The 25674-nt window shown below is 50.5% G+C and carries 26 protein-coding genes and 2 other annotated features; of the genes, 19 read left to right on the forward strand and 7 right to left on the reverse strand.

Annotated elements, in window-relative coordinates:
* The first annotated feature begins 145 nt into the window (after positions 1–145).
* Positions 146–1072: an ABC transporter ATP-binding protein gene (locus tag ACAN54_RS11910; protein ID WP_379154533.1), complete on the forward strand. Its 927-nt coding sequence runs from the start codon at positions 146–148 to the stop codon at positions 1070–1072.
* Positions 1065–1850, forward strand: a complete 786-nt coding sequence (locus tag ACAN54_RS11915; protein ID WP_379154536.1) for an ABC transporter permease — start codon at positions 1065–1067, stop codon at positions 1848–1850. The genes ACAN54_RS11910 and ACAN54_RS11915 overlap by 8 nt, the downstream gene beginning before the upstream one ends.
* A 44-nt stretch (positions 1851–1894) precedes the next feature.
* On the opposite strand, the gene ACAN54_RS11920 is transcribed toward ACAN54_RS11915, so the two are convergent.
* Together ACAN54_RS11920 and ACAN54_RS11925 are read right to left on the reverse strand one after the other, a co-directional pair.
* Entirely contained in the window at positions 1895–2350 is a 456-nt protein-coding gene (locus ACAN54_RS11920; RefSeq protein WP_379154540.1) for a bactofilin family protein, read from the reverse strand.
* A gap of 30 nt (positions 2351–2380) precedes the next feature.
* Positions 2381–3577, reverse strand: coding sequence for a M23 family metallopeptidase (locus tag ACAN54_RS11925; RefSeq protein WP_379154543.1), 1197 nt, complete (start codon positions 3575–3577; stop codon positions 2381–2383).
* Positions 3578–3765: 188 nt separating this feature from the next.
* On the opposite strand from ACAN54_RS11925, the gene cls reads away from it, so the two are divergent.
* On the forward strand, positions 3766–5196 hold the full coding sequence (gene cls / locus ACAN54_RS11930) for a cardiolipin synthase (RefSeq protein WP_379155849.1): 1431 nt from the start codon (positions 3766–3768) through the stop codon (positions 5194–5196).
* 121 nt (positions 5197–5317) lie between these two features.
* Positions 5318–6226 carry a YitT family protein gene (locus tag ACAN54_RS11935; RefSeq protein ID WP_379154546.1) on the forward strand — a complete coding sequence of 303 codons (909 nt, stop codon included), beginning with the start codon at positions 5318–5320 and terminating at the stop codon, positions 6224–6226.
* A gap of 195 nt (positions 6227–6421) precedes the next feature.
* On the opposite strand, the gene ligD is transcribed toward ACAN54_RS11935, so the two are convergent.
* From ligD to ku, 3 genes are read right to left on the reverse strand one after another with little or no spacing between them, the layout of a single operon-like run.
* Complete coding sequence (ligD, locus tag ACAN54_RS11940; protein ID WP_379154549.1) at positions 6422–7306, reverse strand: non-homologous end-joining DNA ligase; 885 nt, start codon at positions 7304–7306, stop codon at positions 6422–6424.
* 35 nt (positions 7307–7341) lie between these two features.
* On the reverse strand, positions 7342–8289 hold the full coding sequence (locus ACAN54_RS11945) for an ATP-dependent DNA ligase (protein WP_379154552.1): 948 nt from the start codon (positions 8287–8289) through the stop codon (positions 7342–7344).
* A gap of 3 nt (positions 8290–8292) precedes the next feature.
* On the reverse strand, positions 8293–9261 hold the full coding sequence (gene ku, locus ACAN54_RS11950) for a non-homologous end joining protein Ku (RefSeq protein WP_379154555.1): 969 nt from the start codon (positions 9259–9261) through the stop codon (positions 8293–8295).
* A gap of 139 nt (positions 9262–9400) precedes the next feature.
* Between ku and ACAN54_RS11955 the strand changes: the two genes are divergently transcribed.
* The 7 genes from ACAN54_RS11955 (at position 9401) to ACAN54_RS11985 (ending at position 15269) form a co-directional block, all read left to right on the forward strand.
* Entirely contained in the window at positions 9401–9571 is a 171-nt protein-coding gene (locus tag ACAN54_RS11955) for a hypothetical protein (RefSeq protein ID WP_379154558.1), read from the forward strand.
* On the forward strand, positions 9568–9753 hold the full coding sequence (locus ACAN54_RS11960) for an H-type small acid-soluble spore protein (RefSeq protein WP_379154561.1): 186 nt from the start codon (positions 9568–9570) through the stop codon (positions 9751–9753). The genes ACAN54_RS11955 and ACAN54_RS11960 overlap by 4 nt, the downstream gene beginning before the upstream one ends.
* 185 nt (positions 9754–9938) lie before the next feature.
* A complete protein-coding gene (gene tsaE, locus ACAN54_RS11965) occupies positions 9939–10430 on the forward strand; it encodes a tRNA (adenosine(37)-N6)-threonylcarbamoyltransferase complex ATPase subunit type 1 TsaE (RefSeq protein ID WP_379154565.1) in 492 nt (163 codons plus the stop codon).
* A complete protein-coding gene (tsaB, locus tag ACAN54_RS11970) occupies positions 10427–11248 on the forward strand; it encodes a tRNA (adenosine(37)-N6)-threonylcarbamoyltransferase complex dimerization subunit type 1 TsaB (protein WP_379154568.1) in 822 nt (273 codons plus the stop codon). Before tsaE ends, tsaB begins: the two co-directional genes overlap by 4 nt.
* The gene (rimI, locus tag ACAN54_RS11975) at positions 11248–11772 is read left to right on the forward strand and encodes a ribosomal protein S18-alanine N-acetyltransferase (RefSeq protein WP_379154571.1); all 525 of its coding nucleotides are present in this window, start codon (positions 11248–11250) and stop codon (positions 11770–11772) included. The genes tsaB and rimI overlap by 1 nt, the downstream gene beginning before the upstream one ends.
* Positions 11769–12809 carry a tRNA (adenosine(37)-N6)-threonylcarbamoyltransferase complex transferase subunit TsaD gene (tsaD, locus tag ACAN54_RS11980; protein ID WP_379154574.1) on the forward strand — a complete coding sequence of 347 codons (1041 nt, stop codon included), beginning with the start codon at positions 11769–11771 and terminating at the stop codon, positions 12807–12809. Before rimI ends, tsaD begins: the two co-directional genes overlap by 4 nt.
* 81 nt (positions 12810–12890) lie before the next feature.
* Positions 12891–13210 (forward strand) — a binding site (T-box leader).
* Positions 13211–13272: 62 nt separating this feature from the next.
* Positions 13273–13553: a binding site (T-box leader), on the forward strand.
* A gap of 195 nt (positions 13554–13748) precedes the next feature.
* On the forward strand, positions 13749–15269 hold the full coding sequence (locus ACAN54_RS11985; RefSeq protein WP_379154577.1) for a 2-isopropylmalate synthase: 1521 nt from the start codon (positions 13749–13751) through the stop codon (positions 15267–15269).
* Between the two features lie 381 nt (positions 15270–15650).
* On the opposite strand, the gene ACAN54_RS11990 is transcribed toward ACAN54_RS11985, so the two are convergent.
* On the reverse strand, positions 15651–17606 hold the full coding sequence (locus ACAN54_RS11990; protein ID WP_379154580.1) for an ABC-F family ATP-binding cassette domain-containing protein: 1956 nt from the start codon (positions 17604–17606) through the stop codon (positions 15651–15653).
* A gap of 312 nt (positions 17607–17918) precedes the next feature.
* On the opposite strand from ACAN54_RS11990, the gene ACAN54_RS11995 reads away from it, so the two are divergent.
* The 7 genes from ACAN54_RS11995 (at position 17919) to groL (ending at position 23249) form a co-directional block, all read left to right on the forward strand.
* The gene (locus ACAN54_RS11995) at positions 17919–18566 is read left to right on the forward strand and encodes a 5-formyltetrahydrofolate cyclo-ligase (RefSeq protein ID WP_379154583.1); all 648 of its coding nucleotides are present in this window, start codon (positions 17919–17921) and stop codon (positions 18564–18566) included.
* Positions 18557–19063: a cyclic pyranopterin monophosphate synthase MoaC gene (gene moaC, locus ACAN54_RS12000; protein WP_379154586.1), complete on the forward strand. Its 507-nt coding sequence runs from the start codon at positions 18557–18559 to the stop codon at positions 19061–19063. The genes ACAN54_RS11995 and moaC overlap by 10 nt, the downstream gene beginning before the upstream one ends.
* 53 nt (positions 19064–19116) lie before the next feature.
* The gene (locus ACAN54_RS12005; protein WP_020429419.1) at positions 19117–19602 is read left to right on the forward strand and encodes a MogA/MoaB family molybdenum cofactor biosynthesis protein; all 486 of its coding nucleotides are present in this window, start codon (positions 19117–19119) and stop codon (positions 19600–19602) included.
* A gap of 130 nt (positions 19603–19732) precedes the next feature.
* Positions 19733–19975, forward strand: a complete 243-nt coding sequence (locus ACAN54_RS12010) for a twin-arginine translocase TatA/TatE family subunit (protein WP_379154591.1) — start codon at positions 19733–19735, stop codon at positions 19973–19975.
* A 128-nt stretch (positions 19976–20103) separates the two neighbouring features.
* Positions 20104–20877 carry a twin-arginine translocase subunit TatC gene (tatC, locus tag ACAN54_RS12015; RefSeq protein WP_379154593.1) on the forward strand — a complete coding sequence of 258 codons (774 nt, stop codon included), beginning with the start codon at positions 20104–20106 and terminating at the stop codon, positions 20875–20877.
* Between the two features lie 392 nt (positions 20878–21269).
* Positions 21270–21551, forward strand: a complete 282-nt coding sequence (gene groES / locus ACAN54_RS12020) for a co-chaperone GroES (protein ID WP_379154596.1) — start codon at positions 21270–21272, stop codon at positions 21549–21551.
* 66 nt (positions 21552–21617) lie between these two features.
* Positions 21618–23249: a chaperonin GroEL gene (gene groL, locus ACAN54_RS12025; RefSeq protein WP_379154599.1), complete on the forward strand. Its 1632-nt coding sequence runs from the start codon at positions 21618–21620 to the stop codon at positions 23247–23249.
* Between the two features lie 154 nt (positions 23250–23403).
* Here the strand turns inward: groL and ACAN54_RS12030 are convergent, their stop codons facing one another.
* The gene (locus ACAN54_RS12030; RefSeq protein ID WP_379154602.1) at positions 23404–24375 is read right to left on the reverse strand and encodes a tRNA dihydrouridine synthase; all 972 of its coding nucleotides are present in this window, start codon (positions 24373–24375) and stop codon (positions 23404–23406) included.
* 602 nt (positions 24376–24977) lie between these two features.
* Here ACAN54_RS12030 and ACAN54_RS12035 point away from each other — a divergent pair.
* On the forward strand, positions 24978–25604 hold the full coding sequence (locus ACAN54_RS12035) for an SdpI family protein (RefSeq protein ID WP_379154605.1): 627 nt from the start codon (positions 24978–24980) through the stop codon (positions 25602–25604).
* Positions 25605–25674 lie beyond the last annotated feature (70 nt).

The following is a 25674-nucleotide window of genomic DNA, read 5'->3' on the forward strand; positions in this document are numbered from 1 at the left end:
GATTTCAACCGCATGCTGCGGTACCAATCAGGAAATCCGTGAACAACAGCGACCGGAAGTCCAGACATTCCCCGCAGTTACGGCTATCACCTTGATTGTGGAACTATCAATTGTTTTATATACACCGACGAAAGGAAGTGAGACCATGCCGAACACGGCAGAAGTGGTGAAGCCCGTAGCCAGCTTAATGGGTGTAACCAAAAAAATCGGCAGTAAGACGCTGGTTAGCGACTTGACCCTTGATATCCCGCCCGGTCAAATCTTCGGATTCCTCGGGCCGAATGGTGCTGGTAAAACAACTACCATTCGCATGATGGTTGGACTGATCTCGATCAGCCGCGGAGATATCCTGATTTGTGGGCGAAGCATCAAAGATCATTTTGAAGAAGCCATTGCGAATATTGGGGCAATTGTGGAGAACCCTGAGATGTACAAGTTTATGAGCGGTTACCAGAACTTGCGCCAATATGCGCGGATGGTGCAAGGCGTGGACAAGAAGCGGATTCAAGAGGTTGTAGATCTGGTTGGGTTAGGGCAGCGGATACACGACAAAGTGAAGACTTATTCACTGGGTATGCGCCAGCGGCTAGGTGTAGCCCAGGCGCTCTTGCACCGTCCCAAGCTGCTGATCCTGGATGAGCCGACGAATGGTCTTGATCCGCAGGGGATCCGCGAGCTGCGGGACTATCTGCGCCGTTTATGCCAGGAGGAAGGCACGACTGTGTTTGTATCCAGCCATCTGTTATCCGAGATGGAGCTGATGTGCGATACGGTGGCCATTATCCAGAATGGCAAGCTGATTGACGTGAAGCAGCTGAAGTCAGTAGGCACTGAGGTCCTGCCGATCGGCGAGACGTTGTTTGAGGTTAGTGATCCTGAAGCGGCCTTGGCGCTGCTGGGGACCGGGGTGCTGAAGGATGGAGGAATTGCCTTGACGGCAGACCGGGAAGCGATCGCTGATTTGAATGCGAAGCTGGTCATGGGCGGAATCAAGGTCTACGGCATTAAAGTGCTGGCCCGTTCACTTGAGGATCAATTCCTGGAAATCACCGGAGGTGAAGGCATTGGGTAATTTCGCGGCTCTCATACATAATGAGAACGTTAAAATTTATAGTCGAATTCGTACATGGATCATGCTCATTATTCTGGCTGTGATAAGCGCGCTATTTCCGGCGCTGTTCTACTTTACAAGCGGTGACACCTCTACAACAGAGCTGTGGAACAGCTTTCAAATGACTGTGAGCGTCGCTTTTTTCCTGAATACGATTTTTACAGTAGTAATCGCCTCTGACTCCGTTGCGGGCGAATTTTCCTGGGGGACTATTAAGCTGCTGTTGATCCGCCCATGGAGCCGTTCCAAAATACTGTTGTCCAAGTATATCTCTTTAATTCTGTTCAGCTTACTGAGCACTGCTGTACTGATCGTATTTGGGTATGTGTCTGCGCTTATATTCTCCTCTTCTTCCGGGCTTGGAGGAGCTTCAACGTCGTCATGGAGTCCGGCAGAATACACATTCCTGGGGATCCTGTGCAGCTATGCGGAGTTGTTCTTGACCGCAGCTATTGCCTTTATGGTGTCCAGTGTCTTCCGTGCAAGCGGACTGGCGATCGGACTGTCTCTGTTCATTATGTTTGCCAAAGATATTTTTGTTGCCATCTTCAGCCCTGAACGTTATGCGTGGGCCAAATATCTGATCTTTACCCACATGGATCTGCATGGTTATCTCTCAACGGACAAGGGACCGGGCGGGGTTACTTTAGGATTTGCCATCGCAGTACTTGCCGTCTATTATCTTCTATTCATGCTAGTGTCCTGGATTGTATTCCGCAAAAGAGACGTGGCTGCCTAAATCAGGCGGATTGCACACTAGCCCGATTTAGGCAGCGGGTTTCATCAGGATGTTGAAGCTGTTTCTGCTTCTGCTTGTTTGGAGCCGCGGTTGTCGGTCTTGTCCTTATGCCCGTTTGGCTGAAGCCCGCCCGCTTTTTCAGTGGCGGGCTCTTCGGCCATCACAATGGAGCCATTCAGCACACTGCCCTCCACGATGCATAGTGTACCCGCCAGAATATTGCCGTGCAGCTGTCCGGTACCTGTCAGCATTAGTCTCTGATCGGCGATCACATCCCCGTAAACCCTGCCTGCAATGATGACATCCTGTGCTTTGATGCTGGACCGGACGGTTCCCTGCTCACCGACTGTTACAGTACCGTGGCAGTGGATCTCTCCGCTGAAATTCCCTTCAATCCGTAAGTTGGTGTCGCAAGTCACTTTGCCCTCTAGCGTACCTCCATGCCCGATCAGTGAGTCGGTAGACTTCACCGCTGCTTGCTGTTTGTTTTTATACCACATGCATTCTTCCTCCTTTTCCAACAAATCTGCTTAAGGCTGTACATAACTTAAAGGATTAACCGGCTTGTTTTGTTTGACCACCTGAAAATGAAGATGGGGTCCCGTGCTTCGTCCGGTATTGCCGAGCAGTCCGATCTTCTGGCCTTTGTGTACTTTGGTACCGGGGGAAACCAGCATTCCGTTCAAATGCATGTACCATGTCTCAAGTCCATTGTCATGTTTGATGATGATATATTTGCCGCGGGCGCCCATTTGTTCGGCGGAGATCACCACACCCTCCATGGCAGCATATACGGGATCGCCGATACTGCCAGCTATATCAATGCCAGAATGATAGGCAGAAGTCCCGTTGAATGGGTCTGACCGGTACCCGAAGCTGGAAGTAATGACCCTTGAAGGAGTGGGCCAGATAACCACAGGTGCCAGACGGGCTTTTTCAGCGATTGCTTTTTTGGCCTGGAGACTGGCTTTGGCGGTATTTGCTTGCTTGGCTTCTGTAATCGTAGCCGGGATCTTGCTCATCATTTCATCCAGCATGCTGCGGATTTCCTCATAATCATCCTTCGTTTTCCGCACCAGCTCCTGGGGATCGTTCTGATAGACCGCGATATATTCCCCGCCAACCTGAGGCGTGAACGTGTTGCCCTGGATCGCGGATGTGGCTTCAAGAGGGATTGGAGCAGCCAGGAACGGGGATGCGGCAGCTGCGGACACAGTGGTGAAAGACGTCCCGCCAGAATTCAGTAGTTCTACCGGAGCAGATGACACTCTGCTTGATGCGGTTGAAGGGGGATTTACGGTGCTGGATGTATCGAAGGCAGAGGGTTCCTCTTTGCCGCCGGTGGCTGGGCTATTCCCTTTATCAATCAGAGACTGTAGCTGCTGCTCCAGTTCACTTACACTTTTTAATTTGTCTTTGATGCTGTCCGCTTCCTCCGATAACTCGCTAACCTGGCTGCGAAGCTTCAGCAAGGCCTGATCCTTATCAGCGACCTTCATTTCCATCCGAAGATTGGTTAAGGACAGCGCCGCAGCCTCGGCTTCCAGCTCGGATATGGAGCGGGAGGCATGAAAATGCATGGAAGTGACCAGACTGGAGATAGAAAGGGCAGCAGCAGCTGGCAGCGCCAGAGCAAGCGGCTTGGATAGCTGAAGCTGCCTTACCGGACGTCCGGCTTCACGGACAACAAGCAGCGTGATCCGGTTATGATCGGGCTGATTCTTCATAGCTTCTCCTTTCCTGCGGCTCGTGCGGCCGCCTGTGTGTTCACTGAAGTCCTGATTGCTGTGGGCTCATCCGAATTGTCCTACTACTCTATGTATTCCATGTCCGCTGGGAACATGACAACGGTTTGCTGGAAATCAAGAGGGAGACTTATGGTGCCACTAACTATAAATATCAAGAGGGTGACGGGTTGATAATATTGGCGATTCTTTTATGTCTTTTTATTTTGCAGATTGCTGTAATCCTGCTGCTTGAATTCCACCGCCCGCAAAGAGCGTTAGCCTGGCTGCTCGTTACCTTCTGCTGCCCGCCACTCGGGCTGCTGTTCTATTACTTTTTCGGCCGGGATTATTGGCAGAGCCGCAAGCTCAAGAAGAGATGTATTTCGTTGTTTCGGGAGATCCGTGCCCATGTATCCGGTAAAATCAAGCTTGTTAAGAATGCAGACGAGAGTGGAAATCCACATTTTTCAGATTATAAAGGGCTGTTGTTCCTGCTTACCGGACTGTCTGAGATTCCGGTTACGGGCCGGAATAAATGCAAAGTGCTGGCAGAGGGGCAGGAAGCTTATGACTCCATGCTGGAAGCTATGGAAGCAGCGCGGGAGCACATCCATATGGAGTTCTATATTTTTCGTGGGGATAAGATCGGGCAGCAGTTTCAGGAGGTCATGGTTCGCAAAGCACGTCAGGGGGTGAAGGTGCGCCTGCTGTGTGATGGACTAGGCAGCCACAAGCTCGGACGCGGTTTCATAAGTACGCTGAGAGATGCCGGAGTGGAGGTTCATTTCTTCCTGCCGCCACTAACTTCCCTGCTGGACCGCAGGTTCAATTTCCGTAATCATCGTAAGATCATCGTGGTCGACGGGCGTGTAGGGTTTACAGGAGGCATGAACGTTGGGGATGATTATCTGGGGAAGGACCCGAAGATGGGATATTGGAGGGATACCCATCTCCGTTTGGAAGGGGATGCAGTCTATAGCCTGCAGTATGTTTTCCTGAAAGATTGGCGGCTTGCAGCGGGAGAGGGGATGAGCCATCCCCGCTTTTTTCCGGCACATGACTGTGTCGAAGAAGAGGCAGTTCTCATTGTCGCTAGTGGACCCGACGCGGCACTGGACGCCTCACAGGAGATGTATTTTGCGTCAATTACAGCGGCGAAAGAACGGATATGGATTACCTCGCCTTATTTTATCCCCGATCCTACGATCTGCCGGGCGCTGAAGAGCGCGGTGCTTGGAGGGGTGGACGTGCGGATTATCATTCCGGACAAACCGGACAACAGGCTGGTATACAAGGCGTCGCTTTCCTACCTGGAAAACCTGCAGGATGCAGGAGTGAAATTTTACCGTTATCAGAAAGGATTCATGCATGCCAAGGTGATGATTATTGATGATGTTCTGGGGACGGTAGGGAGTGCTAATCTGGATATGCGGAGCTTTTACTCCAACTTTGAACTGACAGCCCTCATGCTTAGTCCGGAGGTGATTGCAGCACTTGCAGCTGGCTTCGAGCAGGATTTGGAGCATAGCCAGTTTATCGATCCGGAAAAGTTCCGCGCAAGAGGGAATAATGTCAAGCGCATAGAAAGCCTCTGTCAGCTGTTATCCCCGCTTTTATGACAGTTTTGAACCGGAAAACAATGTTTTTCGAAGGTTATAACATGTTAGTGCCATAAACATCCCTCTTTTATGATATAATGAAAGTATAAGCAGTAACTATACTTTTCACAGGGGGAGTTCTATGACTGTAAGCCAGCAAATATTTACGAATGAGGGACAGAAGAAACCTCAGAAATCAGAAGCTTTTAAGAGGGCCAGATTGATCCAAAGGATTGTAATGATTGTGCTTGGATCAGCGATGATGTCTGTGGCTTTGGAGATTTTTCTTGTTCCCAATCAATTGATTGACGGAGGCATTACCGGTATTTCTATTATGATATCCCACATCTTTCATATCCCGCTGGGGATAATCCTGACTCTGCTTAACTTGCCCTTTCTTGTAATCGGCTATAAGCAGATTGGTAAAACCTTTGCCTTATCCACTTTGTTTGCTGTAGTTCTGATGTCCATTGGTACCCAACTGCTGCATCCTGTAGCACCGCTAACAGGTGAACCGCTGCTTGCCGCAGTGTTTGGAGGGGTAATTCTAGGTGTGGGTGTCGGCCTGGTGGTAAGGTATGGCGGGTCGCTGGATGGAACAGAAATCGTAGCCATTCTGGTCTCGAAGAAGCTTCCATTCTCTGTAGGTGAAGTAGTTATGTTCTTCAACCTGTTTATTCTATCCGGTGCAGGCTTTGTGTTTGGCTGGAACAATGCGATGTTCTCTTTGATCGCGTACTACATTGCCTTTAAGGTGATTGATGTTACGCTTGAGGGATTGGATCAATCAAAATCAGTATGGATTATCAGCGATAAATTCCGTGATATCGGGGAAGCGCTGACCGAGCGCCTCGGACGTGGTGTTACGTATCTGGATGGGGAAGGCGGCTTCTCCGGAGATAACAAGAAAGTGATTTTCGTCGTGATTACCCGTCTGGAAGAAGCGAAGCTTAAAGCTATTGTTGAAGATTGGGATACCGAAGCCTTTGTCGCGATTGGCAATATTCATGATGTTAAGGGCGGCCGCTTCAAGAAAAAATCAATCCACTAGTCCTGCCCGCCAAAAAAAACGGGAGTGCTACCGAAGGAAGGTATATTTACGAACCGCAGAGTAATCAATTCGGCGTCCTTATCCATTTTCGCCGCATTCTCATATAGCATACCTTCCGTCCATATGTTGGACGCCTGATAAGCCCGCAGCCGGTATAGGCATTTGCGGGCTTATTGCTTTTTTGGTAAGCAGAAATTAAGGGAGCTTGGCGATCAGAGCATCCACCGGCTGTGCAGGCACTTTGGCGATCAGATCCCCCAGACGGCTGAGCCGCTCCTCAATATTCTGCAGGTGGAAATCAGCAGGTGAGACATCCCTCCGGACCTCATCCCATAGAAGAGGCGTGGAGACGGTAGCCAGGGGCCGGGCGCGTGGCGTGTAAGGTGCAGCCAGCGTTTTGCCGCCGTAGTGTTGAAGGTAATCAAAATATATTTTGTCCCCCCGATGCTTCTTTAGCCGCTCCAGGGTGAACAGGTCCGGACGTTTCTCTGTCACATACCGTCCGACAAAGTGTCCGATCCGGCGCAGGCCATCGAAGGTGACTCCAGGGCGGATAGGTACAATAATCTGGACACCTGTGGCACCGGAGGTCTTCGGCACTGAGGCAAGTCCCAGAGACTGCAGCACCTCGCCTACAACTGAAGTAGCTTCCATAATGCGTGGTTCAACCTCAAGCGACGGGTCAAGGTCAATCATCCATTCGCAGGGCAGCTCACTTCCTACATAATGGAGCGAAGGATGAAACTCCAGGGCGGCCATATTGCCCAGCCACAAAAGCTCCGGCAGCCCCTGCAAAACGATATAGGTTATGTTCTCGTGTGTTGCTGTGCGGACAAAACCAGGCAGGGGTTCAGGCGCATTTTTCTGATAAAAGGACATGCCCGGAACGCCGTGCGGATAGCGGATCACCGTCAAAAGCCGGTCCTTGCAGTATTGCAGCAGGTAAGGGGAGAGCGCGGCCAGCTTTTGCAGATAGATCTTTTTGGTGATGCCGCGCTCGGGCCATAGCAGCTTTTCCGGATTCGTGATGGTGATTTCTTGTCCTTCAACGGTAATGGAGCCTCGGATGGTCTTGGGCATGGGTTGTCTCCTTGAAAAGGGTGTCGTCTGTGTTGTCAGCCTTTTTGTTCTATCCGGCAGGACAACGGCGGAATGTCTACTTGGGCTTGAATAACAGGTTGGCGAAGGGTTCCCGAGCTGTTCCATTCCAGAAAATGCAGCTTGAACACTAGCAGGGGTGTAATCCAGACGGCTCCCTTACTCCGCTGCGGGACTGCAGCAAAGGGCATATCGGGAGTTCGAAGCTGCTCGGCCCGTGCTGTTAAGCTGCGCCAGTCCTGGACGGTCATTCTGCCTGCTCCAGCATGTCCAATGTAATGCAACTGACCTTCGCTGTCATATAGGCCAAAAAGGAGAGCATTCACAAGACCATCCCTGTAGGTTACGCCGCCAACGACGGCAGTTACGTCGGAGATGATCTTACGTTTTTGCCAGCGGCCGTCTTTTCCTCCAGGTGCGTAGGTGCTGTTGATGTCCTTGCATACAATCCCTTCCAGGCTACCGCTCTGTGCAGCAGTCAGAAGCTCGGAGGGACGGGCATAACTGGGTACATTTTGCACATGGGGATGGGGAAGCAGGATGCGGTTTAAGGTCTGTTGCCGGCTCGATAACGGCTGGTCCAGAAGCCATAGGCCATCACAGTACAAAATATCAAATATCATATAGAGTATGGGTACTTGTGGGCGGATGGCCTTGATAGCTGCAGTATTCTTTAGACTGTCCCGGCGCATGACCTCGTGGAAGGAAGGTTTGCCGCCGCTGAGTGCGATGACTTCACCATCCAATATCACAGAGTTAGCAGCGCAGTATGCTCTGGGGTCAGCGATTTCAGGATACTGCAGGGTACGGCGGTTCCCCCTCCGGTTAATGAGCTCTGCTTCATTCCCGTCGTAATAAGAAAGCATACGAACGCCATCCCATTTAATTTGCGCAATCCACTGGTCGCCTTCCGGCAGCTGTGATGCCAGTACAGGCTCAAAGGGAACTACCGGCTGCAGCTTCATGGGCTAAGCACCTGTTTCTTTGCTCTTTGCTGTGCGCCTCTTCGGTTTAGGCGCAATGACCGGAATCGGCCCGGTAGCTTCGTTGATGACTGCTTCACCGCCGGACGGCTTGGTTGACTTGGAAGCAGCTGTTTTTTTACGGGAGGCAGCCGTTTGCGGTTTTGTCTTGGCGGAGGCAGCAGACGGTCCCGGATCTGCAGGGATATGCTGCACAGCCTCGATACTGGCCTGAAGTGCGGCCATCAGGTCGATGACATTGGTCTCCTGGCGGGCCGGGGCAATATGGAATTCCTCGCCGGCAACCTTATGAGTGATCAGATCAAGCATCCGCTGGCGGTAGTCATCGGTATATTTGCCCGGCTCAAACGGGGTGGATAGCTGGGAAATCAGCAGTTTGGCCATATCCAGCTCTTTGTCATTCACGATGCCGGGCTCCGGCAATCCCGGAACCTGGGATACAGGCCGGACTTCATCCGGATAATATATGGTTTCGATGGCCAGGCAGTCTGCCAGCACGCGGATGGCGGCAAGGCTGCTTTTGGAGCGGATGGAGATTTTGGCAATCCCGATCTTGCCGGTCTGGCGCATGGCTTCCATCAACAGACGATACGCATTGGCTCCCGCCTGATCGGGAGAGAGGTAATAGGTTTTTTGAAAATAGATCGGGTCGATCTCGGTCAAATCCACAAAATCCAAAATGGTAATACTCTTGCTGCTCTCCTCTGTCAGCTGATCCAGCTCTTCTTTGTCAAACAGGACAAATTTCCCCTTTTCATACTCATAGCCCTTGCCGATTTCCTCCCAGGCCACTTCCTTGTCGCAGACAGGGCATTTGCGCACATAGGACAGCGGACTTCCGCATTCCTTATGGATGTAGCGAAGTGAGATGTCTTTGTCTTCGGTAGCGGAGAACATTTTGACCGGAACATGGACAAGCCCGAAGCTGATGGCCCCTTTCCAAACGGTATGCATGATGATCCCTCCTGATCCAATAGGCTTTGGCTTAGTATGCGGCAGCAGGTCTTTTTCTAGCCTGATGCATTTTTTGTGCAGATTGGGAAAAAATAAGCCAGACATGAAGGAGCCCTGCGTTCAATTGGAGGTAGCAGAAATGGAACAGGAACGAAATACATGGATGGATGTACTATCAGAGCAGGATATCCCGGCTGAAGTAGTGGATTGGGAGAGTATTGTAAAAACCGGAGAAGACGAAGAATCGTACGATCATGTCAACCCGCTGGACGCGGAAGCTATACCAAACTTTAAGGAGACCGAGCAATGAACATACAACGGGCCAAGGAAATTTATGCCTCCAAGGATATGATCTCTGTACATCTGGACGGGGAGCCGGTCTGGATCGAACATGTGGATACCGATAACGGGATGGCTACAGTGCAGGTGGGCTCACGTCCAACCAATACGCATACCGTTGGAGTGGAACGTCTGGAAGAGCAGGGAAGCTAAGACCTGGGGAGTATGCACAGGAAAAAAAGGGACCGATTGAGGGGGGATTCCCCGTTCAATCGGTTTTTTTTGTGATAATGAAGAAAGGGACGGTTGTTGCGGTGGAAGTATCATACCGATATAATTGAAAGTATTGTAACTTGGAAAGCTGGAGTATTTTAATATGTAGAGGTGGTAGTTGCAGCTTGAACAACAACGCTGAAACGGTGTTCACTTACCGTTCATATAGCCTGGCGGATACGGATGTACTGGCAGCAGAGCTGGCCGCATCAGTTAAGGCAGGTATGGTTATTGGATTGGATGGCGAACTGGGCGCAGGGAAGACGGCATTCTCGCAGAGCTTTGCGCGTCATTTGGGTGTGGAAGGAATCGTCAGCAGCCCTACTTTTACAATCATCAAGGAATATCAGGGACGTTTGCCGCTGTACCATATGGATGTATACCGCATCTCCCTTCAGGAAGCGGATGAGCTGGGACTGGATGAATATTTTTATGGGCAGGGTGTGAGCCTGGTGGAATGGAGCAGTATAATTTCGGATTTGATGCCGCCGCAGCATCTCCATATCGCCATGGAAACTTACGGGCCGGAGGAACGGCTGATTACGGTGACCGGAAGCGGGGAGCCTTACGGCGAGTTATGCCGGGCTATGATCCAGAAGTGGGGTAACGAAAGATGAAGAATCAAATTGAAGAGCCGCGCAAGCGGTTTTTGGCATTGGATACATCTACAGCTGTACTTGGTGTAGCGATAACAGAAAACGGCAAGCTGCTGCACGAGACGAATGCTTCGGGGGAACGGAACCATTCTGTTCACCTGCTGCCGATCATTGAGCAGGCGCTGCAGGCTACCGGTACCACCTCTGCCATGATTGGAGGAGTCTCCGTCGGCTTGGGTCCCGGATCGTATACGGGAACACGCATCGCTGTTACTGCTGCCAAGACACTGGCCTGGGCCTGGAAGGTACCTGCAGCAGGTATTTCCAGCCTGCAGGTACTGGCTTGGGGCGGCTTGGTTGCGGCTCTGGCACAGCAGGAGGAAGCAGAAGTGAATGAACGGTCCGGAACAGGACCGGATTGGATCATTCCTCTACTGGATGCGCGCCGTGGACAAGCTTATACGGCATTGTTCGCAGCAGATGGGGAACGGGCGCCCCACAGGCTTGAACCGGACGCCATCCGCCTCATGGCAGACTGGGTGCTGCACCTGGCCGACAGATTGAAGAAGGCTGCAGCTGAAGGTATGAAGCCGCGCGTGATTTGGTTTGTCGGTGAGACCGGCCTGCACGCAAGTGAAGAGTCTACCCAACTGCTGCGTGAACTGGGTCAGGTGCAGTCTGTGCCCTATGAGCTGGAAGGCCGCTGGGCAGGCTATTTGGGTGAAGAACGCCTTCGGGCGGGAAGCGATGATCTGCACAGTCTGATCCCGAATTATACTCAGCTTTCCGAAGCAGAAGCCAATCTGCGCCGGAGCAGTGAAGGGAGCCTGAATCAATAATGATGGAACCGGAGCCGGTAAAAGATCAGGGAACAGAGCCGATATTCCGCCAGATGAAGCTTGAGGATATTCCCGAGATTCTGATTATTGAACGGGAAGCCTTCACCATGCCCTGGACGGAAGAAGCTTTCCGCAATGAGCTGTCGCATAATCATTTTGCGAAATATATGGTTATGGAGCTGAATGGGCATATCATCGGCTATGCGGGAATGTGGGCTATTGTCGACGAAGCCCATGTTACGAATATTGCCTTGCTGGAGATGTACCGGGGCCGCAAATGGGGTGAAAGGCTGCTGGACGAGCTGATGAAGACGGCTGCTTTCCTGGGTATGAAGTCCATCACGCTGGAAGTTCGGGTCTCGAATGAGGTCGCCCAGAATTTGTACCGCAAAAAGGGCTTCCGTCCTGCAGGCACCCGCAAAGGATATTATTCGGATAATCGCGAGGATGCGCTGATCATGTGGGCAGATTTACCGGAGTATGATGAGCAAGGGATTACGGAAGGAAGCGTGGATCTGAAATGAAGACACATACGGGTGAAGTCCAGCCTGTGCTTATACTGGCTATCGAGACCAGCTGTGACGAGACTTCCGTTGCAGTGGTCAAAGACGGCTGCGAGGTGCTCTCGAACATCATCTCAAGCCAGATCGATACGCACCGAGCGTTTGGCGGTGTCGTGCCCGAAGTGGCATCACGCAAGCACGTGGAGGTTATTACTCTGGTAATAGAGGAAGCGCTGGAGGCGGCTGGCATACAGCCTGAACAGCTGACGGCGGTTGCGGTCACACAGGGGCCTGGTTTGGTAGGTGCGCTGCTGGTCGGTGTTGTAGCTGCCAAAAGCCTTGCGCTAGCCTGGGACAAGCCGCTGATTGGTACGCATCATATCGCCGGGCATATTTATGCCAACCGGTTGGTTAAAGAGCTGCAGTATCCCAACATGACACTGGTTGTATCGGGTGGACATACGGAGCTGGTCAGCATGCAGCGGGAAGGTGAGTTCCGGATTATCGGCCGTACCCGCGATGATGCTGTGGGCGAGGCCTATGACAAAGTCGCTCGGGCGCTCGGTTTTCCATATCCGGGCGGTCCCCATGTGGACCGGCTGGCCCGCGAAGCGGCCGAAGCTGTACCGCTTCCGCGGGTCTGGCTGGAGCCGGATTCCTATGATTTCAGCTTCAGCGGCCTGAAGTCGGCGGTGCTGAATGTGGTCAATCAGAGCAAGATGAAGGGCCTAACGCCGGATGTGGCCGGAATTGCCCGCGGCTTCCAGGAGTCGGTGGTCGAGGTACTGGTGGAGAAGGCAGTCCGGGCTGTAAAAGCCAATAAAGCCAAGCAACTCTTGCTAAGCGGAGGCGTAGCGGCGAACAAGGGCTTGCGCGAAGCACTGACTGCGCGTTGCGCGTCAGAAGGCATCGAGCTGATTATTCCGCCTCCAGTCTACTGCACCGATAACGCGGCCATGATCGGTGCCGCAGCATATGTGAAATGGCGGCATGACGGCAGTACACCTCTGGACATGGTTGCCGATCCAGGGTTGTCGCTGGAACAATGGTCGGTCTAGGGCATTCATTTTATAGATTAGCCTATTGACATCTTTTGGAGCCGGCGGGTATAATCAGCTCAATCATTATTCATAATTTGAACAAACGCGATGAATGGAAGCAGTAAGGAACCTCCGGGATTAGAGAGCTGCGGGTTGGTGCAACGCAGTCGAAGGAGACCTGAACTCGTCCGGGAGCGGAACGGTGGAAGCCAGGAGGTTTATTGTCCAGACCTTTCGTACACCGTTACGGTTCGCCTCCGTAAGAGGGTAGCCCTGCACAGCAAGGATGGAACCTATGATTGCTCCAGGTTTGCTTGCAAGGCGTAGAGTGGATATCGTGAGGAACAGCTAAAGTGCTGGCTGAACCGGGATATCAACAAGAGTGGTACCGCGAAGGTGAACAGCCTGTCGTCTCTTGAATGAGACGGCAGGCTTTTTTGTGATTATTTATAAGGATGTATTGGTTTCACACCAATATAGAGTACACGTGATGAACGGGAGCAGTAGATGATGAAGGTGAACAGAGAGCTGCGGGAGGGTGCGACGCAGTCACCGGAGGCATTGAATCTCGCCCGGGAGCGGAGCGGCGGAACTGTTGTTGATATGCCGCTACGGATGTCCCCGTTACCGGACCCTCATGGAATGCCATGGCTTGGCAGGCATCTGTGGGGAAGAGCTGGACGCAGCTGATGCTTTGCTCACACAAGAAAGCTGTGCGTCAATAAGAGTGGTACCGCGGAGGGGTGACCCGCCGTCTCTTGAATAGAGACGGCGGGTTTTTTGTGTTATTCAGGTACTTGCTGCCGGCAGCAGTGGGCGGGAAATTAGGAGAGCCTCAAGTCGACGTGAGGCTCTATAAGCTTAAGTACAGTAAAACTTAGCCTAAGCTTACGAAGCGGGTTTGGTAAGAAGCTGGGTCTAAGAAGCAATGCTCATAAAACTTTCAGGAGGTATTCCATGATTATTCCAGTGAAGAAACGTATTCAGATTTTTGACACGACGCTGCGTGACGGTGAACAGGCTCCCGGTGCCAGCCTCACTCCGGAACAGAAGATTATTCTGGCCTATAAGCTGGCCGGACTGGGCGTAGATGTACTGGAACCGGGATTTCCGGTATCCAGCCCGGGGGATTTTGCCGCTGTGGAGACGATCTCCCGGAAGGTGCAGGGGGTGGAAATCTGCGGCTTCGCCCGGGCGGTCAAAGGGGACATTGATGCGGCGGTACGGGCGACCCGGGATGCGGAACGGCGGCGGATTCATCTGTTCATCTCTTCCTCCGATATACATCTCCGCCATCAGCTGCGCAAGAGCCGGGCTGAAGTGGTAGCCGCCGCCCGAGAGATGACGGCCTATGCAAAGCAATTTAGTGAGGTGGTGGAGTTCACTGCTATGGATGCGGCGCGGACGGGTATAGATGACTTGATCGAAATGGTTGAGGCCGTCATTGAGGAGGGCGCCACGATTATCAATCTTCCCGATACGGTAGGCTACGCACTGCCGGAGGAATATGGTGAGATGTTCCGCCGGGTCCGTCTTGGGGCCAGAGGCGGGGATACCGTGACTTACAGCGCCCACTGTCACAATGATTTGGGGCTTGCCGTGGCCAATAGTCTATCCGCTATCGCAGGCGGTGCCACCCAGATTGAAGTAACCGTCAACGGCGTGGGCGAGCGCACCGGAAACTGTGCGCTGGAAGAGCTGGTCATGGCGCTGGAGACCCGGGGGGATGTGCTTGGGGCGGAAACAGGAATTGTTCTGGATAAACTGTACGATACTTCACGGATCATCAGCGGGGCGATGCATTTTCCCATTGCCTACAACAAGCCGGTCGTCGGCAGAAATGCTTTCCAGCATGAATCAGGGATTCATCAGGACGGCCTGCTGAAAGACCGCAGCACGTATGAAATTATGGACCCGGAGCGTCTGGGCATTCCCCGCAGCATGATCATCCTTGGTAAGCATTCCGGCCGGCATGCCCTGAAGGATCGCGCAGCAAAGTATGGTATTACCCTCAGCTCAGAGGAGCTGGATGCCCTGTATGAATCCTTCAAAGAGACGGCTGACCGCCAAAAGGCTGTCAGCGACGACGAGCTGCTGCAGATGGTCAGCAGCACAACAGGCCAGCAGACGCAGGTGTATGAGTTAGGTGAGGTTCAGGTGCTGGCAGGAAGTGCGCCGCGCAGGGTAGCCGCTGTTACGGTGCGGCATTTGAGAAACGGTAAGGAGACTTCGCATACCAGTACCGGTGCCGGGCCGCTGGAAGCCGTCATTACCGCCATTGGGCAAGGGATTGCCGAGGAGATTAACTTTGCCGGCCTTGAGCTGCATTCTCTGGGTAGCGGAGAGCATGCGCAAGCAGAGGCAGCGGTCATAGTGGAAAGGGAAGGCAATCATTTTAGAGGAACGGCTATTCATCAGGATATTGTAATGGCGGCGGGGAACGCGTATATCGCGGCTTGCAATTCGGCTTTGCTCTAGTGGTTGGAATCCAGATCTTTTTTGACGGAAAAAGCAGAAAAAGATAACCGCTGAATCATTTGTCAAGCTGTGGACAAAGTTATCCACATATTCTATCTGAATTGTGTAAAAACCGTGTAAAATCAGCAATAACGGCATTTTTCAAAACACAATAATCACGTATTTACTAAGAGGTGATTTTTTGTGGGGATTGTGGATAATGTGGATAGTTCGGTGGATAAAAAGTCCTTGACAAGGAAAAACGCGATTTTACGCATAAAAAAAGGCCCCAAGGGCCTTTTTTTGCTAGTAGTTATACACGGAAACTGTGGATATCCCTGTGTATAACTATTTATGAATAAATCGGGAACAGTTAAAAAATATTTATTTAGAGCCATTACACTATTCGTCAGCAAGTTTCTCCCATTCGCTAAATAAATTTCCAAGCTGCTCTTTTTTGAGCTTCAAATCACTTTCATGCTCTTGAAGTGCCATATAATCCTGGAAAACCTCCGGTTTGGTCATTTCATTCTCAATTCTGGTGATGGCCTCCTCCAGCCCGGAGATATTCTCTTCTAGTTCGGAAATCCTGCGCTGGCGGTTTCGTTCCTCGCGTTTGGCCTGTTTTTCTGCTTCATAAGAAAGGGCGGTGCCTTTTTCTGCTGCTGAAGCTTCAGTGTCGGCGTTTTTGGGTGCCTTGGCAGAGGCCAGCTCCGCTTCTTCCAGGGCGATCGCTTCGAGCTCTTTCTTTTTCTCAACATAGTCATCATAATTACCCAGATATTGATCAATCCCGCCCGGGTGGAGCTCAAGTACGCGTTCGGCCATTTTGTTCAAGAAATAACGGTCATGGGAGATGAAGAGCAGGGTGCCTTCAAAATCAATCAGTGCCGATTCCAGCACCTCGCGGCTCACCAGATCCAGATGGTTGGTAGGCTCATCGAGAATGAGCATGTTGGCACCGCGCAGCATAAGCTTGGACAAGGCGACCCGCGCTTTTTCACCGCCGCTGAGTGCGGCAACCTTCTTCAGAACATCTTCACCGCTGAAAAGAAAATTGCCGAGAATCGTGCGGATTCGTGCCTCCTCCAGCATCGGATATTCACTCCACAGCTCTTCCAGCACGGTATTACGCGGATTAAGACGAGTCTGTTCCTGATCGTAGTAGGCGATCTTCACTTTGGTTCCCCAATTGACCGTGCCTGCCGAAGGCTCCCGCGTACCGGTCATGCACTGCAGCAGTGTGGACTTGCCAATTCCGTTCGGGCCAATGAGGGCTGCCGTTTCACCCCGGCGCAGTTCAAAGGAAGCGTTCCTGAATAGCGGCGCTGCGTCCTTACTGAAAGCAACTGCGACGTCCCGCACTTGGAGCACCTCTTTGCCGGAGTTGAAGTCCGGTTCGAAGGAAAAGCTGGCTTTTTTCAAATCACCGAGCGGTTTATCGATGCGGTCCATCTTGTCCAGTGCTTTGCGCCGGCTCTGCGCCCGTTTGGTCGTGGAAGCACGCACGATGTTGCGTTGTACGAATTCCTCCATCCGCGAAATCTCATCCTGCTGCTTCTCGTATTGCTTCAGGCGGATCTCATACTCTGCGGCTTTCAGATCCATATAACGGCTGTAGTTGCCTGTGTATCTCCGTGACTGGTGGCGTTCGATCTCCACGATTGTAGTTACCAGCCGGTCAAGGAAATAGCGGTCATGGGAGACAACCAGAATGCCTCCGGCATAACTGCGCAGATAATCCTCCAGCCAGGTGAGTGTCTCGATGTCGAGATGATTGGTCGGCTCATCCAGCATCAGCAGATCCGGAGCCTGCAGCAGAATGCGTGCCAGTGCCAGCCGGGTCTTCTGGCCGCCGCTTAGCGTGGCGATGGGTGTATCCGGAGAGAATTCGCCGAACCCCATCCCATGAAGCACGCTGCGGATTCGCGTATTCATCTCATAGCCGCCCTGATCCTTGAACCAATCCGAGCGTCTGGCATACCGTTCCAGGAGATCCTCATAACGCTTTGGATCATCTGCCAGCTTGGGATCGGCAATGTCTGCCTCCAGCTGCCGCAGCTCCGCTTCCGCTTCGATCAGTGGGGCAAATACGGCCAGCATTTCCTCCTGAATGGTCTTGTCTGATTGTAATCCGCTATTCTGAGCCAGATAACCGATAGTAGTTTCCTTGGATTTATGAATCTGCCCGCTGTCAAAGGACATTTCTCCTGCGAGAATCTGCAGAAAAGTAGACTTGCCGGCCCCGTTCACACCGACCAGGCCGACCCGTTCCTTCTCGTTCACCTGCAGGCTGATGCCGTCCAGCACGCTCTGTATTCCATATGATTTTGTAATTCCTGTCGCTTGAAGAAGCATACCGATGAAACCTCCGCCCTTGCATATTTCACCTCGGCGTATATTGCCGGGGCTGTACAAAAAACCTTATTCTATAGTTTACATGAAAAGCGATTGCTGCGCGAGGGGAGGCGCGGCCCGGCTATGCTGTGATTTGCTTGATGGTTGATCCCTCTCGCGGCAATTGCTGCAGGACATGAGCGGGGTTTCGGGATGGTAATGGTTCCTTTAACAACGTAATAAGTCCAACCTTGGCGAACAGGTGAGAAGAGTGGTAAACTGAGTTTACAAACTATGATAAGCTAGGATATAACCAAGGGGAGGCAGCTGTCTATGACAGGCAACAGTGCGCCGCTGAACGAACTCAAACGCGGACTTCGTGCAGAGAGAACAGCTGTCCGTGACGGGATTACTTCAGTCGAACGGGACTTCATGTCTGCTCAGGTCTGCAAATATGCCGGCGATTGGCTGCAGAAGCAACAAGTCGCTTCACTGCTGGCGTATGTTCCATTCCGTTCGGAACTGGACTGCCGTGCGCTGATCACAGAGGCCTGGACACATGGCCGGGAAGTACTGCTGCCCCGTGTTTTACCGGCAACAGGAACCATGAGTCTTCATGCGGTTAAATCCTGGGAAGAGCTTGCACCAGGAGCTTATGGCATTCTGGAGCCATTGTCCCGCTTCGGGAATGAGCCGGAGCCGGAAGCGCTGCGTCTTCCTGATGTAGTCTTTGTGCCGGGACTGGCTTTTGACCGGAAGGGTGGACGGCTTGGCTATGGAAGAGGCTACTATGACCGATTGCGGGCTGCATGGCAGCAGGATTCCTCGTTCGCCCTGAAGTCTCCGTTCTGGATTGGGCTGGCTTTCAGCCATCAACTGGTTCCTGAAGTGCCAATGGATGACCACGATGCCTTTATGGACATGCTGATTACGGAAGACGGCATCATTCACTGCCGGGAGGAGAACAGACCATGGAATTAACCCATTTCAATGAGCAAGGTAGAGCACGCATGGTGGATGTGAGCGACAAGGAGATTACCAAGCGGACTGCAGCCGCGCGCAGCAGTGTCAAGATGGCTCCGGGAACGCTCACAGCAATCAAGGCGGGAGTCATCGGCAAAGGCGATGTGCTTGCCGTTGCACAGGTGGCCGGAATCATGGCAGCCAAAAAAACCGCTGACTGGATTCCCATGTGCCATCCGTTGCCGCTAACCGGCATCGATATCCGCTTCTGGGATAACAATGAAGACCAGCTATATATAGAAGCAACCGTCAGGACAACCGGTAAAACCGGAGTCGAGATGGAGGCGCTAACCGCTGTTTCGGCAGCTGCGCTGACCGTTTACGATATGTGTAAGGCATTGCAGAAGGATATGATTATCGGACCTACACTGCTGGTGAATAAGAGTGGAGGAAAAACCGGAGATTATGCGCTGGAAGAACCACAACAGCAAGATGCAGGTCAAAGCGCAGATTGAAGGCCGTAAAGCCGGCCGTCTATACATAGATTAGTGAGAGGGAGGGACAACCTATGGCGTGGAAAACAGCAATCCTGACGGCCAGCGATAAAGGGGCCAGAGGCGAACGGGAAGACACGAGCGCCCAGGTTATTCGGGAGCTGGTGGAAGAGGAGCTAGGCGGCGAGATCGTGGAATACCGGATCGTACCGGATGAACAGGATGAGATTATTGCTGCACTGATTGAATTGACGGATTATTTCCAGGCAGATTTGGTGCTGACTACCGGGGGTACCGATCTTGCGATTCGTGATGTAACGCCTGAGGCGACCCGGCGTGTCATTGAACGGGAGGTGCCTGGGCTCTCAGAGGCTATGCGGAGCACGGTTATGCAGAAGAATCGCGCGGTCATGCTATTCAGGGGGATTTGCGGTATTCGTGGAAGAACGCTGATCGTGAACCTGCCTGGTACGCCTAAGGGGGTACATGAGAACCTGGCGGCAATTATGGATCAACTGCCGGAAGCGCTTCTCATGGTAACTGGTCAATACCGGCAGTAATTTCTTTTTCTCCGGTCATGTCACCAGGAATCGTCAGAGATCGCTGATGGATGTGTGACATAAGTTATGGTATTATTAATTTACTGTTGACGATATCATGAACGGACAGAGTGAGAAGGAGGAATGACACATGCTAAGTGGTATTGGTGCTCCCGGAATTATTTTACTGGTCATCCTGGCACTGCTGCTCTTTGGTCCCAATAAGCTTCCTGAACTGGGCCGTGCCGTCGGACGTACATTTCGTGAGTTTAAGGACGGGGCACGCGAGATTATCAGTGATCCGGAACCTGTGAAGAAAAGCGAAGCTCCGGCAACGGTAGCCCCGCAGACTATGGCAGCAGATCTTCCGCAGGACAGACGCCTGCCGGAATAATATCATTTTTCACGCGGGGGCGTTTCACTCAGTGCTGTTGAGACTGGGCGGCGCCCTTTTTTTGAAAGCTAAGAATTAATATGTTTGTCGTTATGGATTCATACATAAGTCATCGGGTGGTGTCAGTCATGTCTCTGGAAGCGGAAGAAATGTCAGTGGTGGATCATCTAACCGAACTGCGCAAACGGATTATCTATGTGCTTATTGTCTTTGTGGCCGGTCTGGTTGCAGGTTTATTCGTTGCCAAACCGATCTACCTCTATCTGATTCATGCCGATCAGGCTCAGGGCTTTGTGCTGCATGCCTTCTCCTTCTGGGATGGTATAGGGATGTATATGAAAATCGCCATGGCCGTATCGTTAGCCGTGTCCGTTCCGTTTATCGTCTATCAGCTATGGGCATTCGTCAGCCCCGGCCTGCGTCCGGTGGAGCGGAGTGCGGCTCTGCGTTACGTTCCTTATGTGTTCATCCTTTTTATTCTCGGTGTTGCCTTTGCCTATTATATTGTGTTCCCGATGGCGCTGTCGTTCACCATTACGATTACCCGCAGCATGGGGCTGGAAGAGACCTACGGCATTGCCCAGTACTTCAGCTTTATGTTCAGTCTGGTTATCCCGCTGGCACTGCTGTTCGAGCTTCCTCTTGTCGTGATGTTCCTGACCAAGCTGAGAATTCTCAATCCGCTGCGCCTGCGTAAAATGCGCCGGTACGCTTATTTTGCACTCGTCTTTATTGCCGTGGTTATCACACCGCCGGATTTCATCTCGGACTTTCTTGTGACGATACCTCTTCTGATCCTGTACGAATTCAGCGTGTTCCTGTCTGCTTTCGTCTACCGCAAGCAGCTTGCCATGGACAACGAGCTGGAGGCGAGATACGTCAGGAAAGAGGAGTCCAGGTAAGTGAACAGGCCGTGCTCTGAGAATAGGGCATGGAGACCTGACCAACGGATGCATATAATTCTATCTGCAGGAGGATGGCATATTTTGTCCTCCGGTGGATAGAATGTAAGAGAGTGTGGGCAGGACAACCCTGTGGACCATATTTTTCCGCAAAAGCTGGATGATTTTACGTAAAAGACTTGAAATCCGTCCTCAAGTTGAGTATCATAAAAATTGTTGTTAGCACTACAGAGGGTTGAGTGCTAACGCTGGTGAAAAATATGGCAGCCGCCGGCATCTGCTGTGCTGAGAATCCTGTTTTTCACAACTGCCGCTGAAACGCATGAGCATCAACGGTAGCCCATTTATGTTTTCCAAGGTAAACAACATATTTCAAAGGAGGCTATTTTTTCATGATCAAACCACTAGGTGAACGCGTATTGGTAGAACCAAGCGAGCAAGAGCAGACCACTTCTTTCGGGATTGTGCTTCCGGACTCCTCCAAAGAGAAGCCGCAAGAAGGTACAATTATCGCTGTAGGTAGCGGTGCCCTGAAAGACGGAGTACGTGTGCCGCTGGAAGTTAAAGAAGGCGACCGTGTGCTGTTCTCGAAATATGCCGGAACTGAAATTAAATACGAAGGCAAAGAATATCTGATTATGAAGGAAAGCGACATTCACGCGATTCTCGACTAGATCGGATAGCCTTTCATAAGTGATAACCGAATATACTTACAAAAATTTTAGGAGGTTAACAACACAATGGCAAAAGAAATTAAATTCAGTGAAGATGCCCGCCGCGCAATGCTGCGTGGAGTTGATGCTTTGGCAAATGCCGTAAAAGTTACACTTGGACCAAAAGGCCGCAACGTGGTGCTGGAGAAGAAATTCGGCAGCCCGCTTATCACTAACGATGGTGTTACCATCGCCAAGGAAATTGAATTGGAAGATGCTTTTGAGAACATGGGCGCACAGCTCGTCAAAGAAGTAGCTACCAAGACTAACGATGTAGCCGGTGACGGTACTACAACTGCAACCGTTCTGGCTCAAGCCATGATCCGCGAAGGTCTGAAGAACGTAACTGCAGGCGCTAACCCAATGGTTATGCGTAAAGGTATCGACAAAGCGGTTAAAGCTGCTGTAACTGAGCTGCAAAAGATCGCTAAGCCTATCGAAGATTCCCAGTCTATCGCTCAAGTAGCTGCTATCTCTGCTGCTGACGATGAAGTGGGCCAACTGATTGCTGAAGCTATGGAAAAAGTGGGCAAAGACGGCGTTATCACCGTTGAAGAATCCCGTGGATTCCTGACTGAGCTTGAAGTGGTAGAAGGTATGCAGTTCGACCGCGGTTACATTTCCCCGTACATGATCACAGATACGGACAAAATGGAAGCTGTTCTGGAGAACCCGTACATCCTGATCACCGACAAAAAGATCAGCAGCACACAGGAAATCCTGCCATTGCTCGAGAAGATCGTACAGCAGGCCCGCCCGCTGGTGATCATCGCTGAAGATATCGAAGGCGAAGCTCAAGCGATGCTGATCGTGAACAAACTGCGCGGAACCTTCAATGCTGTAGCTGTTAAAGCTCCTGGCTTCGGCGACCGTCGTGAAGCTATGCTGCAGGACATCGCTGCTCTGACAGGCGGCCAAGTGATCACTGAGAAGCTCGGTCTGGACCTGAAGAGCACTACTGTGGAACAACTGGGTAATGCCCGTCAAGTACGTGTAACCAAAGAAAACACTACAATCGTAGACGGCAGTGGCGACAAAGCGGACATCAATGCACGCGTTAGCCAGATCCGTTCCCAGCTGGAAGAAACCACTTCCGAGTTCGACAAAGAAAAACTGCAAGAGCGTCTGGCTAAATTGGCTGGCGGCGTAGCCGTTGTCAAAGTAGGCGCTGCAACTGAAACAGAATTGAAAGAGCGCAAACTGCGCATCGAAGACGCCCTGAACGCAACCCGCGCTGCGGTTGAAGAAGGTATCGTATCCGGTGGTGGTACTGCTCTTGTGAACGTATATGCTGCTGTAGCTGCAGTAGTAGCTGAAGGCGACGAAAGAACTGGTGTTAACCTGGTGCTGCGCGCGCTCGAAGAACCAGTTCGCACGATCGCTGCGAACGCAGGTCAAGAAGGTTCCGTTATCGTGGACCGCTTGAAAAAAGAAGCTGTAGGCATCGGCTACAACGCCGCTACTGATGAGTGGGTAAACATGTTTGAAGCAGGGATCGTTGACCCTGCCAAGGTAACCCGTTACGCGCTGCAGAACGCAGCATCCGTAGCTGCAATGTTCCTGACTACCGAAGCGGTTATCGCTGACAAGCCAGAGCCTGAAAAAGGCGGCGGCATGCCAGATATGGGCGGCATGGGCGGTATGGGCGGCATGATGTAATACAATCATTATCGAAGTAATTCGATGATGAGCGACCATTGCATGACCTCATAGTGCAAAAATAAGAGACCTTCAAGAGTTCATTGAACTTTTGGGAGGTCTCTTATTATTTTTGATTAACAAGTTATCGAAACGGGAGTTGTATTTAGGTGCTTCAATCTAATTCTTGATCTAAAAGAGGTCTTACTAAACGACGCACTTCGTCTGTTGAAGTGGTTTTCATTAGTAGATCTCTTAATTCGCCTGCGCCTCTAAATCCATGAACATAGATTTTGAAATAGCGAAGAAGTGGTCTAAATGAACGTGGCAGGGTTTCTGTTGAATATTTATCGTGAAGGTCCAACTGCAAAAGAAGTAAATTGAGAAAATCCTTCACGCTATGTTCTTTAGATTCCTTCTCAAAAGCAAATGGATTGGTGAAAATGCCGCGGCCAATCATGACACCATCAACGCCGTATTGTTCTACTAATTGCAATCCTGTTGCGCGGTCGGGAATATCTCCATTAATGGTTAACAACGTATTTGGAGCAATTTCATCGCGTAATTTTTTTATATCAGGAATTAGTTCCCAGTGTGCATCTACTTTACTCTTCTCTTTTTTTGTACGAAGGTGAATGGACAGATTCGCAATATCTTGCTTCAATATATGTCCTAACCAATCGCGCCACTCGTCAATATTAGAGTAACCCAATCTTGTTTTAACACTAACCGGCAATCCACCTGCTTTTGCTGCTTGAATAATTTCTGCTGCAACTCCAGGATGGCGGATTAATCCAGCCCCTTTTCCACTGGCTGCGGCGTTTTGTACTGGGCATCCCATGTTTATATCGATACCACGAAAACCAAGTTTTTTCATATCCATACTCATCTGTTCAAAAAGTGCAGGTTTATTGCCCCAAATATGAGCGACAATCGGTTGCTCATCATCTGTGAACATTAATCGGCCACCTACATTTTCTTTTCCAACAGGGTTACAATAATTTTCGGTACTTGTGAATTCCGTGAAAAATACGTCAGGTGTTGCAGCTTCTCTAATGACCTGACGAAAAACAATATCTGTGACGTCTTCCATTGGAGCTAATATAAAAAACGGCTTTGGTAGATCCATCCAAAAATTTGATTCCATGTTATCTTCTCCTGTTGCAATATGAAAATGATATAATCTATAGCAAAGTCTTTTACCCATCATACATAGTATCATTCTTTTTCGTGTGATGCACAGAATCAATGGTGTGAGTGATATAGATTCCAATCCTGCAACCTGTCCCCACATAATATTTATTTACGGAACCAGAAAACACATAAAAACAGTGTAGTAGAATGGGCGACATGATGTCACCTCCAAACCTTTGATATCATGAGTGTGTGGACCCAGTAAGGGGTCCGTTTTCTTTTTTTGTCACATCTTTTTTATGACCTACTCGTTGCATGATTATAAGGAATACCAAGCCATCTCCTCAGCCGCAGCCAAAAATTCTTTTATTTCCTCACGCTGTATTGTTCCTCTACATCTTCTAAGGAATGTTCTCCAGCCTCAATTCTTGCAATCACACTGTCAGGCATTCCATTCTGATTAGAAAGTTCGAGTTGGTTCTATCTCTTTTCTATTCGCCAGCATCTGATGCGGGCAAGTTGACAAAAAATGAATCAAATTATAATATTTAGAAATTACATCAAGTAAAATTATGGAATTTTATTTTTTAAAATAATGGGGAGGACGATCTTGGAATGAAAAGGGATTTTTTCCAGATCAATATAATTATTGTTAGTGTAATTATTTCTATCCTTGCTTTTATAATCTTGCCTAAGCATGTGCCAACACATTGGACCAGCGGAGGATTCGATAAGCCAATAAATAAAATATGGATTGTAAGTGTCATGCCACTGGTAATGTTAGTTACTCAGCTTCTCTTCTTGCCTTTCAAGAGAAAAGTGGGCTCTGTTGGAAATAATAATATCTCCGTAATTAACAGAGTTCATAATATGCTGCTTTGCTTTTTATTGGCCATTCATCTAATTTTAATTGCAGTAGGTTTAGACTTTAGAGTTAGCATTAAATTTTTTGCCGGGATTTTTATAGGGCTTGTTATTATTGTATTATGTATTCCATTGAAAAAAACGGAGCCTAATAAAGTTTATGGCCTTAGAACGAAGTGGACTTTGAAAGATGAGAGGGTATGGGTGGAAGCTAATCATTTTGCAGCAAATCTTTTTTTAGCCATAGGTTTATTAATCGTCGGGTTGTCTTTCGTAATTACCGAATATATAACGCTTGTTTCAATAATATTAGTGATAATAGGGGCCGGTATAGCTACCTATGTATCATATAAATTATACAAACAGCTAAATGTGTAGGTTTTTTGAGGCTCTTCACTATAATGAGTACTAATTAAGTTGAGTAGTGGTGTCCTATAGGCACATAAAA

It is taken from the genome of Paenibacillus diazotrophicus, from assembly GCF_042610465.1.